The organism is Ructibacterium gallinarum, assembly GCF_014982785.1.
Classification (GTDB): domain Bacteria; phylum Bacillota; class Clostridia; order Monoglobales; family Monoglobaceae; genus Ructibacterium; species Ructibacterium gallinarum.
In genome coordinates this window covers 84244-101124 of sequence record NZ_JADCKB010000005.1, presented here as the reverse complement: position 1 = coordinate 101124, position 16881 = coordinate 84244, and the positions used below count along the sequence as shown (strand labels likewise).

The 16881-nt window shown below is 42.4% G+C and carries 12 protein-coding genes and 1 pseudogene; 5 read left to right on the top strand and 8 right to left on the bottom strand.

Going from position 1 to position 16881, the window contains the following annotated elements; genetic code table 11:
- Positions 1–13: 13 nt before the first annotated feature.
- Positions 14–1909, top strand: coding sequence for a beta-galactosidase (locus INF28_RS03720; RefSeq protein ID WP_226392128.1), 1896 nt, complete (start codon positions 14–16; stop codon positions 1907–1909).
- 68 nt (positions 1910–1977) lie between these two features.
- On the top strand, positions 1978–4101 hold the full coding sequence (locus INF28_RS03715) for a family 78 glycoside hydrolase catalytic domain (RefSeq protein WP_226392127.1): 2124 nt from the start codon (positions 1978–1980) through the stop codon (positions 4099–4101).
- Between the two features lie 9 nt (positions 4102–4110).
- Here INF28_RS03715 and INF28_RS03710 read toward each other — a convergent pair.
- A pseudogene (locus tag INF28_RS03710) lies at positions 4111–4458 on the bottom strand (transposase); the annotation flags it as partial.
- A 173-nt stretch (positions 4459–4631) separates the two neighbouring features.
- Between INF28_RS03710 and INF28_RS03705 the strand changes: the two are divergent.
- Entirely contained in the window at positions 4632–4787 is a 156-nt protein-coding gene (locus INF28_RS03705; RefSeq protein ID WP_226392126.1) for a hypothetical protein, read from the top strand.
- A 274-nt stretch (positions 4788–5061) separates the two neighbouring features.
- On the opposite strand, the gene glgA is transcribed toward INF28_RS03705, so the two are convergent.
- From glgA to INF28_RS03675, 6 genes are all read right to left on the bottom strand, one after another.
- The gene (gene glgA, locus INF28_RS03700) at positions 5062–6495 is read right to left on the bottom strand and encodes a glycogen synthase GlgA (protein WP_226392125.1); all 1434 of its coding nucleotides are present in this window, start codon (positions 6493–6495) and stop codon (positions 5062–5064) included.
- Between the two features lie 107 nt (positions 6496–6602).
- A complete protein-coding gene (gene glgD, locus INF28_RS03695) occupies positions 6603–7736 on the bottom strand; it encodes a glucose-1-phosphate adenylyltransferase subunit GlgD (RefSeq protein ID WP_226392124.1) in 1134 nt (377 codons plus the stop codon).
- Positions 7737–7766: 30 nt separating this feature from the next.
- The gene (locus tag INF28_RS03690) at positions 7767–8990 is read right to left on the bottom strand and encodes a glucose-1-phosphate adenylyltransferase (RefSeq protein ID WP_226392123.1); all 1224 of its coding nucleotides are present in this window, start codon (positions 8988–8990) and stop codon (positions 7767–7769) included.
- Positions 8991–9110: 120 nt separating this feature from the next.
- Entirely contained in the window at positions 9111–11105 is a 1995-nt protein-coding gene (gene glgB / locus INF28_RS03685; protein WP_226392122.1) for a 1,4-alpha-glucan branching protein GlgB, read from the bottom strand.
- A gap of 280 nt (positions 11106–11385) precedes the next feature.
- The gene (locus tag INF28_RS03680; RefSeq protein WP_226392121.1) at positions 11386–12381 is read right to left on the bottom strand and encodes a PLP-dependent cysteine synthase family protein; all 996 of its coding nucleotides are present in this window, start codon (positions 12379–12381) and stop codon (positions 11386–11388) included.
- 91 nt (positions 12382–12472) lie between these two features.
- A complete protein-coding gene (locus tag INF28_RS03675; RefSeq protein ID WP_226392120.1) occupies positions 12473–13639 on the bottom strand; it encodes a class I SAM-dependent methyltransferase in 1167 nt (388 codons plus the stop codon).
- A gap of 227 nt (positions 13640–13866) precedes the next feature.
- On the opposite strand from INF28_RS03675, the gene cysK reads away from it, so the two are divergent.
- Both cysK and nagA read left to right on the top strand, forming a co-directional pair.
- On the top strand, positions 13867–14787 hold the full coding sequence (gene cysK, locus INF28_RS03670; protein ID WP_226392119.1) for a cysteine synthase A: 921 nt from the start codon (positions 13867–13869) through the stop codon (positions 14785–14787).
- A gap of 25 nt (positions 14788–14812) precedes the next feature.
- Entirely contained in the window at positions 14813–15916 is a 1104-nt protein-coding gene (gene nagA / locus INF28_RS03665; RefSeq protein WP_226392118.1) for an N-acetylglucosamine-6-phosphate deacetylase, read from the top strand.
- A 68-nt stretch (positions 15917–15984) separates the two neighbouring features.
- Here nagA and INF28_RS12985 read toward each other — a convergent pair whose 3' ends face one another.
- Positions 15985–16800: a peptidoglycan DD-metalloendopeptidase family protein gene (locus INF28_RS12985; protein WP_226392117.1), complete on the bottom strand. Its 816-nt coding sequence runs from the start codon at positions 16798–16800 to the stop codon at positions 15985–15987.
- Between the last annotated feature and the right edge of the window lie 81 nt (positions 16801–16881).

The window sequence follows — 16881 nt, the reverse complement described above, 5'->3', positions numbered from 1 at the left end:
AGGGACGATAGTTTTGTATTTAGAAATTAATAAAGATGGCTTTAAACTGGATGGAAAAAAGTTTTATATTGCTTCAGGCGATATGCATTACTTCAGGTACTACAATCAAGACGCATGGAAAAGACGCTTACAGCTGATGAAAGATTTTGGCCTGACCTGTGTGCAGACCTATGTTCCATGGAATATGCATGAACCGGAAAAGGGTCATTTTTGTTTTGAAGGGCGCCTGGATATTGAAGCTTTTTTCAAAACGTGTGTTGCATTTGGACTCAAAATATTACTGCGGCCCTCGGTCTATATGTGCGGCGAATGGGATTTCGGCGGACTGCCGTATTGGCTTTTAAAGGAGTATGACAGCAAAGTCCGTACAACTGATGAGAAATTCATGCGGCATGTTCGAGACTACTATCAGGTTTTGTTTCCCAAAATAGTTCCGTATCTGTCAACTAATGGTGGCCCTATCATTGCAATGGCAATCGAAAATGAATATGGCTCCTATGGGACAGAGTATACGTATATAGAAAAAATACGGGATTTATATATTGAAAACGGCATAGATGTTCCGTTTTACTGCGCAGATGGGTTTGAAGAGTATAAAATGAAGACCGGTTCTCCAAAAGATATTATGACCGCCTTGGATGTTGGGGACCTTACGGATATTGCAAAAGAAAATATTGAACAGTATCAGCCGGATAAGCCAATTTTTATCTCAGAATTCTGGGGTGGAAAAGGACAGCAAGTCGGCGGACAGTTTATGCGTGAGCCTGCTGATGAGGTCGCTGAAAGATACAGGCATCTCTTAAACCGGAATGCCTATGCGAACTTTTATATGTTTTGTGGCGGCACAAACTTCGGATTTATGAACGGCGCAACGGAGGGCAGATACAGAAGCGATTCACCTAATTCGCCCAACAGGTATATTCCATATGCCACGAGCTATGATGTGGATGCACCGGTCAGCGAAAACGGAATACCAACAAGAAAATACTATGAACTGAAAAAGGTATTATGTGAAAAGCTGGGTAAGGAATATGAAGAAACAAAATATGAATACAGGACACAGCAAGTCGGCAACATCGCCTTAACGGAATATGCATCAGTATTTGAAAATCTGGAGGCGTTGTGCCGGACGCATAAACACTGCGGCAGTACACAGACGATGGAAAATATGGGGCAGGATTATGGATTTATTTTGTATTCTACGTATATTTCGCACACGGATGATTGTAAAAGAAATATCAGATTATATGGCCTTGCCGACCGCGCATCCATATATGGAAACGGCCGATATCTGGGAACATACATGCGTGATGTTGAAAGCGAGCTGATCACCTTCTATGTGCCGGAGGAAGGGATGAAACTCGATATTTTTGTTGAAAATATGGGCAGGATATGCTATGGCTATCGTATGGCTGAAGATCGAAAAGGAATAAGGGAATTTGTGAAAATCGGCGTCTACCTGCATGATGAAACAGAAGATATCCATAATTACAAACAACAGACGGGCTTTGACATATACACACTGCCGATGAATGATTTGTCCAAATTACAATATCTGCCCACATCAGAGTATATACGGGATGAAAAGCCAGCTTTTTTTAAAGGAACCTTTCAGGCAGAACCAGGGATCGATAGCTTTGTGGATATGGAAAAATGGACAAAGGGAAATGTCTGGATAAACGGATTCAATTTAGGACGGTATTGGAGTATAGGCCCGCAGCTTACACTATACGTGCCGGGGGAACTGCTACAAAAGGAAAATACAATTGAGATACTGGAACTCCATAAGCCGGCAGAACAGTTAAGCGTTGATATGATAGAAGAGGCAATACTTGACAGCCTGGACTGCAATGTTGATTATAACGGTAATAAAATAACGGGTGAGGTCAAGGAGTCTGCAAGGAATTGATTAAAATAGAGTTTATTATAAAGCTAGGTTAGATAGAACAGTGACTGTTGATTAGGAGGTATATCATAGTGTTTGAAAATGCTAGATGGATTGCCCGTGAGGATATAAAAGAGATAAAACCAGCTCCTCTGTTTCGCAAATCCTTCGATATAAAAAGAACTGTAAAATCAGCAAAAATGCACATATGCGGACTCGGTCTCGCTCTCAGTTATGTCAATGGGAAAAACGTATCCAATGAAGTTTTAACAACGCCGTTTACAAAATATGACAGCCGTGTTATTTATAATACATATGATGTAACAGACTTACTTAAAACAGGGAAAAATACGGTTGCCTGCATACTCGGAAACGGATGTTATTTTGTAACCTACTGGCGCTGGGATTACAATAAGCCAACATGGCTGCATCATCCGAAACTGATATTTCAGCTTGACATCGAATATACAGATGCAACAAGAGAGCAAATTCTATCTGACACCTCATGGAAAACCGCTGACAGTGCTATTATTTACAATGAAACTAAGCGTGGTGAAGTATTCGATGCACGCCTTTATAATAAGGATTGGAATTTACCGCTGTTTGATGACAGCAGTTGGGACTTTGCGTTTATATGCAGGAGTCCGGGCGGAATTTTAAAGGAGAGAAACATTCCGCCTATCAGGGTAATAAAACAGTTAAAAGCAAAATATATAGGTAACAATGTCTATGATATTGGAGAAAATATAAGTGGCTGGGCAAGAATAAGGGCAGTGGGCAAACGCGGAACCGAAATTTCTCTGAGATATAGCGAAGTTTTACATGACGACGGCACAATCGCCCCTGAACAACTCAACACGATTGTTGGTAGCGACACTCATTTTGACAAATATATAATGAGGGGCGAAGGAGAAGAAAGCTGGGCACCGAGCTTTGCTTATCATGGCTTTAGATATGTCGAAGCCATAGGTGCACCTGAACAGTTTGAACTTATTGGTGAAATGATTCATACAGATTTTGATGTTATCGGTGAATTTATATGCAGCGACGAAATGCTTAACAAAATTCATGCTGCATCACAAAGGGCTACCCTTTCTAATTTTGTAGGGTTACCCACAGATTGTCCCCAGCGTGAACAGAATGCCTGGACAGGTGATGCTCTTATTTCTGCAGAGCAAACACTTATGAATTATGATGTAGTTTCATCATATAAAAAATGGCTATATGATATTAAGGATACGCAAAGACCAAGCGGCCAGATTTGTTGTATTGCACCTACAAGCGGTTGGGGATATAACTGGGGATCAGGGCCTGCATGGGATAGTGCATATATATATTTGCCATACTATATTTATTATTACACAAGCGATATAAGTGCAATTGAAGAGTTCTGGGATAGTATGGTGCTGTATATGGACTTTATGGAGAGCATGTCCGAAAATAATCTTGTATGTTTTGGCCTTGGCGATTGGTGCGCCCCAAAGGGAGTGGAAATATGCCCGACCGTTATAACTGATACCGCATATTTCTATATGGATAACAAAATAATGGCAAGCTGTGCGAAATTGCTCGGCAAAGATAGCTCGTTCTACCAAAGACGTGCTAATGAAATAAAAGCTGCTTTTCGGCATAGTTTTATCCATAAAGATTTTTATCTCGGCAATAATACCTGTGCAATAGCCTGTGCAATATATCAAGATTTATATACTGATGACGAAAAACCTATTGCCGCAAAGTATCTATCAGACATCTTAAGCATAAAGGGATATCACATAGATTGTGGAATTCTCGGCATGAAATATATTTTCACAGCATTATCTGAATACGGATATGCTGATACAATATATAAAATGGTGGTCAATTCCGAATATCCAAGTTATGCTTACTGGATTAATAACGGCATGACTACCTTGTGCGAAACATGGGATATGAAATTTTCCTGTAATCACCATATGTACAGTGAAATTGATATGTGGCTGTACAAGCATATAGCAGGAATACATATAGAAAAAGGGGCTAAATCCATTACTGTAAAACCGTGCTTTTTAAAAGGTCTTTCGTTTGCAAAAGGAAGACACAAAAATATTGAAGTGTTTTGGGACAAAAAACAGATAAAAATAAATTCCAATTTAAACGGAAAGCTTCTGGTGTACAATAAGGAAATTGCATTTGATGCAGGAGAGCATATATTTTCAAGAAATCAGTTAATTGAATAGTGCAAGAGTTTAGTTGACTAGTAACAATTTATATTCTGCTATGACAGACAAAGTTGTAGTTATATAGATAAAAAAACGGGCAATGAATGGATCAATTAGAGAACCTTTTGTTGAAATAGATTGCACAACATCAAGGGCATCCAGAAGCTGCCGGAAGGCAAAAGCGGTGTATTGAGCTTTACGGTTGGAATGAAACATAAGTCCATAAGGGGCATACCTTTTTCCATAAGCCTTTTTAAATGTGGAAATAACCAATTCTACATCCGGTTTTGCAGAAATATGCCATGCGATAACTTTTCTGGAAAACAGATCCATTACAATACAAAGATAATACCATTTTCCGTCGGCCTTGATATTAGCAACATCACTGACCTATACGAGGCTTAGTGATGTTGCTGGAACTGCTAGTGTAAATGTTTGAGTTATGCTGCAGGGCAATAGCTGTTTTATATGCGCCAAGCCGCTTATGGTAGAGGAGCAAAGAAGCAATGTGCTGATGCTCCTCTACACGGGGCAGGGATGGCGGAGAAATGCTTATAGTAAGTACTTCTGTTAATCTGCAGAACCCGGCAAAACGTTTTTATACTATGCTGGAACCGAAGCTTATGAACGGCATCGAATCGTTGTGTGAGTGTGGCGCGAAGATGGAAATCGCTTTTTTACACAAAATACGGGATTCCTCCTAGATATAAGAACTTATAACAAGTTATATCTACAAACGCTTAACTTTATTGGTCAAAGGTATAGAATGTGAAATTGCCAGAGAGTATGGATTTTTCCGTGCCCCCACACATTTATTGGAACCAGAGGTGCCATGGGAAAATATTATGGCTGATGTCAAAGCTTGCGAGGAATGTCCTGTCCGTTTTTGATAATAACAAAGTCATGACCAATGAATTAACCAATGGTCATGACTTTTTCTTCATTTTTTAGATTTGATGCAGTCACCGGATAATTCAATTATCCAAGCAAGGAATCATACATAGCACTGTATTGTTTAGCGGAGGATTCCCAGGAGAAGTCTGTTTTCATGGCTCGTTTCATAAGCGGATTCCAAATATTTTTATCTGCAAAGAAATTAAGAGCCATCCTCAGAGTAAACATCATATCGTGTGCGCTGTAAGGATAAAAACTGAATCCATTTCCTTCTCCGGTAAATTCATTAAATGGCTGTACACTGTCTTTCAATCCGCCGGTTTCCCGTACGACGGGAACTGTACCATAAGCCATGGCAATCATCTGGCTTAAGCCGCAGGGTTCAAACATGGACGGCATGAGGAACAGGTCGGCTGCAGCATAGATTTTATGTGCCAGATCGTTGCTGAACATAATGTTTGCAGACAGTTTTTCGGGATGATACCAAGCGTTTTGCCGGAACATTTCTTCATATCTTGCTTCGCCGGTTCCCAGAACAACAAGCTGAATATCCATACTCATTAACTCACCCATGGCTTCTGCAATGATATCAAAGCCTTTTTGGTCTACCAGCCTTGAAACAATACCAATCATGGCTTTTTCGCCGTCTATGGGAAGCCCAAGATGTTCCTGAAGTTTTATTTTATTCAGCTTTTTTTTGCTGAACAAGTTGCGCAGATCATAATTCTCGTAAATATGTGAATCAGTTTTTGGATTATATTCATTATAATCAATACCGTTGATTATGCCAAACAAAGATTGAGAACGGGCAAAAAGCAGGCCGTCCAGTTTTTCACCGCCAAGGGGTGTTTTAATTTCTTCGGCATAGGTGGGACTGACTGTGGTTACATAATCGGAATATACAATACCGCCTTTGAGTAAATTGGCACAGCCGTGAAACTCCAGTTTATCCTCCGTAAAGAAAGATTGATCCAGTGAGAAGAAATCTGCTACAATATCCATGGAATAAATTCCCTGATATCTAAGATTATGAATGGTAAAAACCGTTTTGATTCCTTGATAAAAGCTGTCGCGGACAAAATAAGCGTTAAGCAGAACAGGAATCATACCGGTTTGCCAGTCATGGCAATGCAGAATGTCCGGTTTAAAGTCCAAATGGCGTAAAATTTCCAGGCAGGCCTTATCAAAAAAAGCAAATCTTTCCAAGTCGTTCCATTTATACAAATAAGGATCCCCAAAATAGTATTCGTTGTCAATAAAATAGTAGGTGACACCATCCTTTTTCAATTCAAATACCCCGCAGTATTTTCTGCGCCAGCCCAGCGGGACATAGATGAAAAATTGAAATTCCATCTGCTGACGGTATTCTTCTGGGATGCAGCCGTATTTGGGCAAAATGACGCGGACATCATGGCCTAGTTTGGAAAGCGCCTGCGGAAGCGCACCGACAACATCGCCCAGACCACCGGTTTTGGCAAAGGGGCTAACTTCGGAAGAACACATTAAAATTTTACGCATAATGATCACACCTTTCCTATAGATGATAACGCTGAGAAGAAATTCTGCAGCGGTTTAAGCAGTAGCTTCTAATTTCAAAAGCTGCTGGTATAGAGTGAATGAAACGATTAAATGACAGTTCCTTTCCCTATGACCATGGGATACGTATCTTGTCCAATCAGTTTTTTGCCGCTTCGTAGGACCACTTCCTTGTCAAAAATAACATTCGCCATCATGCAGTTTTCAAGTATTTCAGAATTTTGCATAATAATACAATTTTCTACAGAGGCGCCGCGTCCGATATGAACGCCGCGGAATAATATACAGTTTTTCACGGTGCCTTCAATGACACAGCCGTCTGCAATAATGGAATTGGATACTTCGGCGTTTTTTCCGTATTTTGTGGGAACGGTATCCTTTACTTTGGTATAGATCGGCATATCTGTTTTAAGACCAAATAATTCTTCCCGAACGGAACGGGTCAAAAGCTTTAGATTAGCATCAAAAAAAGATTTTACGTCATCGATTTTGAGCTGACATCCGGTATATTCGTATGCACATATTTTAAGTCGATGGATATTCCAAAGAAAAATATCTTTAGAAATAGAATGTTTTCCGTGTGCAACGGCATCGTCGACAAGATCCATCAGCATATCCTTCCTTATAACAAACATGTGCATATAGGAATCATTGGTTTTTTGTTTGGCTGGGTATACATGCATATCCTGTACCCGGTCTTCGTCATCTACATCAAGAAGAATTTGTCGTTTTAATGCATGGGACGGCATAGAAGCAATTTTGTGATAGATCAGCGTAATATCTGCTTGATGTTCAATATGAAATTTCAGTACCTCTGAAAAATCCATGTTGCAAATAGTATTGCAGTCTGCCACTACAGCATATTCCTGACGGCTTTTGCTCAAATAATGGTTGACGCCGTAAATAATGTCAATCCCGCCGGAGGGTTCACCAGAGAGTTGTTCTCCTGAGTCCTTGGGAGGAAGAATAAACAATCCGTTGTTTTTTCGATCCATATCCCAATCTTTTCCTGTTCCTAAATGGTCAGTTAATGATTGATAGTTATATGGAGTGGTAATTCCCACGTTAATAATTGCCGAGTTGACCATACTGGAAAGAATAAAATCAATAATACGGTAACGCCCGCCGAAAGGTACGGCAGCAAGAGCACGGCGGCTGGTCAGCTCGCCCATGCCTGCTTCCGGATTTTCTGCAAAAATCAGACCAAGCATATCGTTTTTCATCGTGCATACACCTCTTTCTAAAATCCTTAACTAATTCAGCACATCGGCTGTTACCATAGAATTTACGGCAATTTTGACGCCATCACCAATTTGAATATCTGGCCCAAGAAGGGTAATATCCTCGCTGCATATTTTGCTGTTATGCCACTGGTTGTTGGCGGTGTTTTCCATGGAACCAATCACTGCGCCTTCGCCAACTTCGGCTCCTGTGCCGACAATGGCTTTATAAACATAGGCGTTTTTATGGATAACGGCACCAGGCATAATAATGGAATCTTCAATTTTCGCGTCCTCTTCAATGGTGACACCTTCAAAGATGACGGAATGTTCTATTTCCCCGTAAATTTCACAACCTTCTGTAATATAGCAATTTTTCAGTTTTGCGTCAGGCGAAACATAATGAGGGGGCTTAATTGGGTTCTTGCTGTAAATCCGCCAGTCGTCATCATCCAATTTACAGCCTGGGTTATCATCCAAAAGTTCCATGTTGGCTTCCCAAAGGCTTTGAATGGTACCTACGTCTTTCCAATAGCCGTCAAAACGGTGTGCTACCATTTTTAGGCCATCTTTTAGCATGGCAGGAATAATGTTTTTCCCAAAATCATTGGAGGATTCCGGATTATTTTCATCTTCGGTAAGGTATTTTTTCAAAACTTCCCAACTAAAGCAGTAAACTCCCATAGAGGCCAAGTTATTTTTAGGATTTGCAGGCTTTTCTTCAAATTCAATAATGTTCATGTCCTCGTCCGTGTTCATAATTCCAAACCTGGAAGCTTCATCCCAAGGAACTTCAATCACTGCAATAGTAGCATCTGCATTGGCTTTTTTGTGTTGTCTCACCATTTTATTATAGTCCATTTTATAAATATGGTCGCCGGAAAGTATGACGACATACTTTGGATGAAATTGGGCAATAAAGCTTAAATTTTGATAGATTGCGTTTGCTGTCCCTTTATACCATTCCCCTTTGTCTGCAGAGGTATAGGGCGGCAGGACATAAATTCCGCCGTTGGAACGATCCAGATCCCAGGATTGCCCGCTGGCAATATAAGTGTTCAGTTCCAGCGGCTGGTATTGGGTCAGAACACCTACTGTATCAATACCGGAATGCGTGCAGTTGCTTAGAGGAAAATCAATGATTCTGTATTTCCCGCCGAAAGGAACAGCCGGCTTGGCTACCTGTTTGGTAAGGATCCCCAGACGGCTTCCCTGTCCCCCTGCCAGGATCATGGCTACACATTCTTTTGATTTCATATCAATCACCATTTGCCTTTCCGCTCACAAGCTATGTCATTGGCGCGGGCATCGTGAGCCGGATGCACGCACTGGCGGTGCATTTTGTATGCAGTACGCCTTTGGTTGTCTATCTATTCACTATTTATTGCTGTTTGTACTGGAGGTTTTTTTCCCCCGAGCGGTGTTTTTTTTCGCTGCAGGAACCGGGAGTTTGGTTAGATGCAGATAATATGCTGTCAAAGGCGGCAGTGTCAGTTCAATGGAGTAAGGATAGCCATTTAATGGCTTGGTGCGCGCTTTGACCCGGCGCGTGCCTTTCCCATCCCCGCCATAGCTTTTTGCATTGGTATTGAGAACCACTTCATATTCACCGTATTCTGGAACCCCTACTTTGTATTTTACCCGTTCCACCGGAGTAAAATTTAAAATAACCGCAATTTTTTCTGTTTCATCTGCGTTGCTGCGGATAAAGGAGAGGACACTATTGTCCCGATCTTCTGCATTGAGCCAACGGAAGCCTTTCCAATCTCCGGTTTCACGTTCGATTTCGAATAGACACGGATGTGAGCGGTAAAAATGGTTTAAATTCGCACAGAATTTATGAAGCTTTGCGTGAGATTCATATTGATCCAGCATCCAGTCAAGCTGCCCAGCAAAGCGCCATTCCACAAATTGTCCGAATTCTCCACCCATAAAAAGCAGTTTTTTCCCGGGATGGGCGTACATGAAAGAATATAGCAGCTTTAACTCTGCAAATTTTTCTTCGTAAGTGCCCCACATTTTATCAATCAGAGAACGTTTGCCGTGTACAACTTCATCATGGGAAAGCGCCAGAATATAGTTTTCGGCAAATGCGTACATCATGGGAAATGTCAGCTTGTTATGATTTCCCTTCCGGAAAAGAGGGTCGCACTGCATATAATCTAAAACGTCATGCATCCAGCCCATATTCCATTTAAAATTAAAACCCAAGCCGCCTTCATGTACCGGTTTCGTCACCCCGCCCCATGCGGTAGATTCTTCTGCTATCATCATAACATTAGGGAACCGCTCAAAAACAGCGGTGTTCAGTTTTTGAAGAAAATCAATGGCTTCCAGGTTTTCTTTTCCGCCGTAACGGTTTGGCAGCCATTCCCCATCACGTCGATTGTAATCAAGATAAAGCATGCTGGATACGGCATCGACTCTGAGACCATCCATATGATATTCGCCGAGCCAAAACAGTGCGTTAGAAATTAAAAAAGAGAAAATCTCCGTTTTGGTCCAGTCAAAGACCAGTGTGCCCCATTCTTTGTGTTCACCGCGCCGGCTGTCAGGATGTTCAAACAAAGCAGTACCGTCAAACTGTGCCAGTCCATAAGCGTCCCGGGGGAAATGCGCCGGAACCCAATCCATAATAACGCCAATCCCGTTTTGATGAAGCGCGTCAATCAATGCCTTTAATTCCGTTGGTTTGCCATAACGGCTGTTTGCAGAGTAATATCCGGTTACCTGGTAGCCCCAGGAACCATCAAAAGGATATTCGCATATGGGCATCAGTTCTACATGGGTATATCCCATTTTTTTCAAATAAGGGATTAGAATATCAATCATTTCTGTATAGCTGTAAAAACTGCCGTCATCACGGGTTTTAAAAGAGCCAAAATGCATTTCATAAATATTGACGGGCTTGTCGTACAGTGGGGTATGAATACGCGCATCCATCCATGTCTGATCTTTCCAGGTATAGGAAAGATCGGTTGTAACAGAGGCGTTGGCGGGGCGAACCTCAGAATAAAACGCGAAAGGATCTGCTTTCATTAAAAGGTCGCCGCGGTGTGTTTCAATACTGAATTTATAATTTTGGCCTTCGGTAATACCGGGAAGGAATCGTTCCCAGATTCCAGAAGCGTTGTGTTTATGCATCCGTCCCAAATTTCTGTCCCAGCCATTGCCGTCACAGACTACAGATACGGATTTAGCGTTAGGCGCCCATACGGCAAACAAATATCCATTTTCTCCATCAGAAGATTGCATTTTGTGGGCACCCAGCATACGGTAACTTTCATAATTTACGCCTTGATTAAATAAATACATAGGCGGTTCGTCAATATAGGTTTGATAGGGCTTTGGTGTGTTTCTCCGGTTTTTCATCTTCTGTACCCCTCCTGCCTGCATTTCTGTGTAAAATATCAAAATTTTTCCCACAGTTACGCTGCATTTTATCTAATATAGACAAGTTTATTTTATCATATATCCTTTATATTGTCCATTTTTTCTCAAAAAAAATATGCACAAATTCTACTGCTAAATTTTGTAAAATATTCAATTTCTTCTTTCAGAGAATACGCGTTTTTTTGATGTTGTTTGCATTTTTTCAAGAAAGAAATATAAAAAACGAGCTATGCGCAATAATGTGCATAGCTCTAAATATTTACCGGAACGCCCGGTAGCCTTTTAAAACAATCTCAGAAGAAATATAATTTTCTTTTGGTTCCCATGTTTTGTTATAATCGGTAGATAAATATTTTTTGTTATCGTCAGCAAAGACGGTTACCATAACGCTGTCCTCCGGCAGTAGGCCGGCTTTGCTCACCGCGCCAATAAAGTTGGCACCGGAAGAAATGCCAACACCAATACCCAGTTCCCGGCTCAGACGCTGTGCCATAATGATAGAATCCACATCATCTACAGAAACCACATCATTGAGTTCATTTAAATCCACAATTGAGGGGATAAACTCATCTGAAATCCCCTGAATTTTGTGATTGCCGGTTTTATAGCCGGTGGATAGCGTGGGGGAATTGGCAGGTTCTAACGGAAATGCCAGTGTTTTGGGGTTTGCGGCGCGGAATGCCCGTGCAAGTCCCATGATTGTACCGCCCGTGCCAACGCCTGCAACTACGCCGCCGGGCTGTTTCCCGATAGCGCTAAGCTGACGCAGAATTTCTGCACCGGTATCGTCGATATGTGCATTGATATTTTCGATATTGGAAAATTGCCCAGGTAAAAATACCCCACCTTGTTTGGCCAGTTCTTCAGTCATGGCGATGGAACCCAAAAAGCCCCCTTCTTCTTTGGATACCAGCCGAACCTCAGCGCCAAAGCTTTCCATCAGGCGAATGCGTTCCTGGCTCATCCAGTCCGGCATATAAATAATTACCTTGTGCTTTAGGTAGGTGCCGGCAGCGCAGAAGGCAATACCGGTATTGCCGCTGGTGGCTTCGGCAATAATGTCGCCCGGTTTTAACAGGCCACTTTTTTCGGCTTTGTTCAGAATATAAAAGGCGACACGGTCTTTGATGCTTCCAGTTAAATTATAATATTCCGCTTTTGCGTAGATTTTCATTGGTTTCCCGCGGTAAGTCAGATCAATCTCCAGCAGCGGGGTGTTGGAAATCATAGCTCTGATCGATTCTAATCGGCTCATAGCAAAACTCCTTTCCCGATATGATGCTCATTCTTTTTAGTATACTCATTTTACGGGCAATTGTCAATGAAAATTCCAAAAATTCTTATGATTACCCCTGTCCTTTTATTTGGTCAAGACAGCCGCTATCTGTGAGGAGTGTAAAAAAAGTTGGCCGGAAGGAAAATGCATCCATCAATTCTTTGGCTTCCTTAAAGGCAGCAAAACGTTTTTCTAATGAGATATTTTTTTTGACTGCCCGGATAAGCAGGTTTTTGGGTGAATGCTCCATATCTACAAATTCCAGTATTTGTACTTGATAGCCGCAGGCTTCTAATAAAGCAGCGCGGATGGCGTCGGTGGACAGTGCAGAAAAACGTTCCTTGAGCAAGCCGTAGCGGCTTAGAAGCGGTAAACTGCTTTTTTGTATTTGATGATTTAACTCATGCTGACAGCAGGGAACCGAGTAGATGAGTTTGCAGTTCCACTGTATTGCATTAAAAAGAGCGTAATCTGTGGCCGTATCGCAGGCGTGCAGGCTGATAACCATATCCGGAAGCTCTGTGCAGTGAAAACCGTTAATATCCCCAGTTTGAAAGTGAAGGTGTTCATAACCATAGTGTTTGGCCAAACGGTTACATTTTTCCATTACTTCGGCTTTTAAATCCAGACCGGTGATTTCTGCCTGTATTCCCCGAAGTTCGGTCAGATAATAGTATAGGATAAAGGTCAGGTAAGATTTGCCGCAACCAAAATCCAAAATACGTATCCGGTCTTTTTGTAATTCGTCAATGCCATCGCGGATCAGTTCAGTAAACCGATTAATTTGCCGGAATTTGTCATACATACTGCGAACGATTTTACCGTCATGGGTAAAGACGCCCAAATCAACCAAAGGGGGAATTATGGTGTTTTCCTTAAGGATGTACTGCTTTTCTCGATTGTGTTTTTGCAGTTTTTCTGCCGAAAGTGCGGTGGAGTTTTTGTGTTTCGAAAGCCCTGCTTTTCCTTTTTTGGAAATTTTTAATGTGTATTGGTAGTCTAGGCTCCAGGCATCTAACTGACGGTATTCAGACGTAAGAAGCTGGCATACCTTTGCAGGAAGATCAGAAGGTGCACAGAAGCTGTGAAAGGCTTGTTTTTCCGTTCGCTTTTCGATTTGATACTGGGTATCAAGCCGACGAAAACGAATCTGGCGGTATTTGGCATTCCCCTTGGGGTTACTGATAATGCCTTTTAAAAGATTGTCCCGAAAAATTGTTTCTATGGCTTCTTGCATAGGTATCTCCTTTGAAAGCGGTTCGGCGGCAAAGTAGGGCCGAAAGCAAATTTCATGTTTTTCATCAGTATATCAGATTTTGTGATAAAGGTAAATATGGAGAAATTCACAAAATTATACCAGAAACCTTTCTTCCCCTTGACAAGCAGACTCAATTGTTTATAATGATTTTAGCAGGTTCAAATGAAAATAATTAGCCGGTGTAAAACGGCAGAATGGAGAACGGTATGAAAATAGCAACGTCAATGATAGATTTAATTGGGAAAACCCCACTTTTGAAGTTGGAGCGGTATCAAAAAAAGTATGACATTCCGGCCGTTCTACTTGCCAAATTGGAATATTTTAATCCAGCAGGCAGTGTGAAAGACCGGGTCGCAAAATATATGGTGGAAGATGCTGAACGGAAAGGGATGCTGCATAAAGGCAGTGTGATTATTGAACCCACCAGTGGGAATACAGGAATAGGTCTTGCTGCTGTTGGAGCAATGCGCGGGTATCGGGTAATCATTACCATGCCTGAAACCATGAGCGTAGAACGTCAGCGATTAATCCGTGCGTATGGGGCAGAGATTGTTTTAACTGAGGGCGGTAGAGGTATGAAAGGCGCGATTGAAAAAGCACAAGAGCTGGCCAAAGAGATACCGGACAGTTTTCTTGCCGGGCAATTTACCAATCCGGCGAACCCAGAGATTCATTATTTGACGACAGGTCCGGAAATTTGGGAGGATACAGAGGGCAAAGTTGATGCTTTTGTAGCTGGAGTAGGTACCGGAGGAACCATTTCTGGAGTGGGTGCGTTTTTAAAAGAAAAGAATCCCAATATTAAAATAATTGCGGCAGAACCGGCAGATTCTCCTGTTCTTTCCGGAGGCAAACCGGGTGCGCATACAATTCAGGGAATTGGGGCTGGTTTTGTGCCGGAAACGTTAAACACTGCCATCTATGATGAAGTGATCAAAGTGCCGGGAGCGGGGGCGACCAACGTTCGGAAAGCGTTGGCACAAACGGAGGGAATTCTTGCCGGGATTTCTTCCGGTGCCGCATTATGGGCTGCTTCACAGCTTGCGGGAAGACCGGATTATGCTGGAAAAAATATTGTAGTGCTTCTGCCGGATACGGGGGAGCGGTATTTGTCCTTGGATGATTAGATAATAAGCGAGAGGAGCAGAGAAAATGATTATTAAAAACGCCAGAATTTTTTCACCGGATTTTACCTTTGTCCCGGGAGAGCTCTCTTTTGAAGGCGAAATACTGACAGATAAGGGCTCCGGGCAGGTATGGGATGTCCAGGGAATGATGATAATCCCAGGGCTTATTGATTTGCATTTTCATGGCTGTGTGGGCTACGATTTTTGTGACGGAACGAAAGAAGCGTTTCAAGCAATCGCTGAATACCAGGCGCGTAATGGTGTTACCGGTATTGCGCCAGCGTCCATGACTTTGCCAGAAGAAACTTTAATACGGGTATTTCAAAATGCATCAGATTTTCAATGGGACAAGGGTGCAGTCTTCTGCGGGATTAATATGGAAGGCCCTTTTTTCTCCAAAGAAAAAAAAGGCGCACAGAACCCTGCCTATTTAAAAGAGCCGGATATTGCGCTGTACCGGCGGCTGCAAAAAGCCGCTTCGGGGAAAATTAAGTTGGTTGATATTGCACCGGAGCTTGCGGGAGCTGAGAAGTTTATTGCCGAAGTTTCTGGGGAAGCAGTCGTTTCTTTAGCGCATACTACGGCGGATTATGATACTGCTATGCAGGCGTTTGCGGCAGGAGCCTCTCATGTAACCCATCTGTTTAATGCCATGCCACCATTTACTCACAGAGCGCCCGGGGTGGTAGGTGCCGCGGCAGATGCAGGGGCAAATGTGGAGCTGATTTGTGACGGTATCCACATTGCTGACTCTGTTATTCGGGCGGTGTATAAGTTGTTTGGGGGAGAGCATGTTATTTTAATCAGTGACAGTATGATGGCAGTAGGACTGGAGGACGGACTTTATTCTCTGGGAGGTCAGCCGGTTCAGGTGACTGGAAACCGTGCTTTGTTAAAAGATGGAACCATTGCCGGATCTGCTACCAACCTATTTGACTGTATGCGGCATACCGTTGCCTGTGGAATCCCTTTGGAAAGTGCGGTTCGGTCGGCAACGTATAATCCTGCCGCAGAACTGGGGGTTCTTGATCAAATGGGGACGTTGGAACCGGGCAAGTTTGCAAATTTTGTTATTATGGATGATGATCTCAAAATTCATGCTGTTTATATCCGTGGACAAAAAATATAAGGAGTACGCTGTGTTTTTAGGATATAGAGAAGAAAAGAAAAATCACCGGCCGCGGCCGGTGATTTTTCTTATTCAGTTTCAGTATTAGAGGATTCTCCAAAATAATCGTGCGGATTGACGCTTTTTTCGCTGACAATGACCTCAAAATGAATATGTGCCGGATCCATGATTTCTAATGCTGCGGTTTTGCCGGCTTTGCCTATGGTATCTCCGGTTTTGACTTCCGTGCCTATGGGAGGACCGCTGTTTTCCTGAAGATTACCGTAAAGTGTTTGTGTGCCGTCAGAATGTTTCAAAATCACACAGGTGCCCAGCATACCGTTTTCGTCTATAGACTGTACTGTGCCATCAGCGGCTGCTTTGACATCCGTGCCTTCTTCCGCGGCAAAATCAATGCCTTCGTGTACCCGCCAATCTTGCATGGTTTCTGAATATACCAGTTCATCTGCGGAATAATCCTTTATAATTGCACCGGATACTGGCTTCTCTAGTAGAATTTTCCCGTTTGCTGTATTCGTGCTGGATGGAGCGACCGAAGAGGAGGGGGCGGGTTCTTCTTTGTCTTCTCCCCATGTTTGGGCGGCAGGTGTGTTTGTTCCTCCTGGAACCGAACCGGGTGTTTGATTGGAGGCGTTTTGACTGCTGTTGGCTTTTTCTTCAGACGGTATGGCAGTGGAACTGACAGCCTTGGTGTTTTCGGAGGTTTTGGCCGACTGTTCGACTGCGCTTTGCCATGCGTTGGGATCAAAGGTGTCCTTTTCCGTGTCATCGGGCATGATTAAGTTCATGACAACAGCAATGACCATTACGGCGGTAATTACAATTAATGTAATAAAAAATCCACGTTTTGCAAAAATACTTTCCTTTTTCCTGTTTTCTCTCACGATTTATCACCTCAGTGATAGTATGAGCCTGCAGATAAGAAAATATACCCGCATTATCCAAATTTTATCTGAATAATGCGG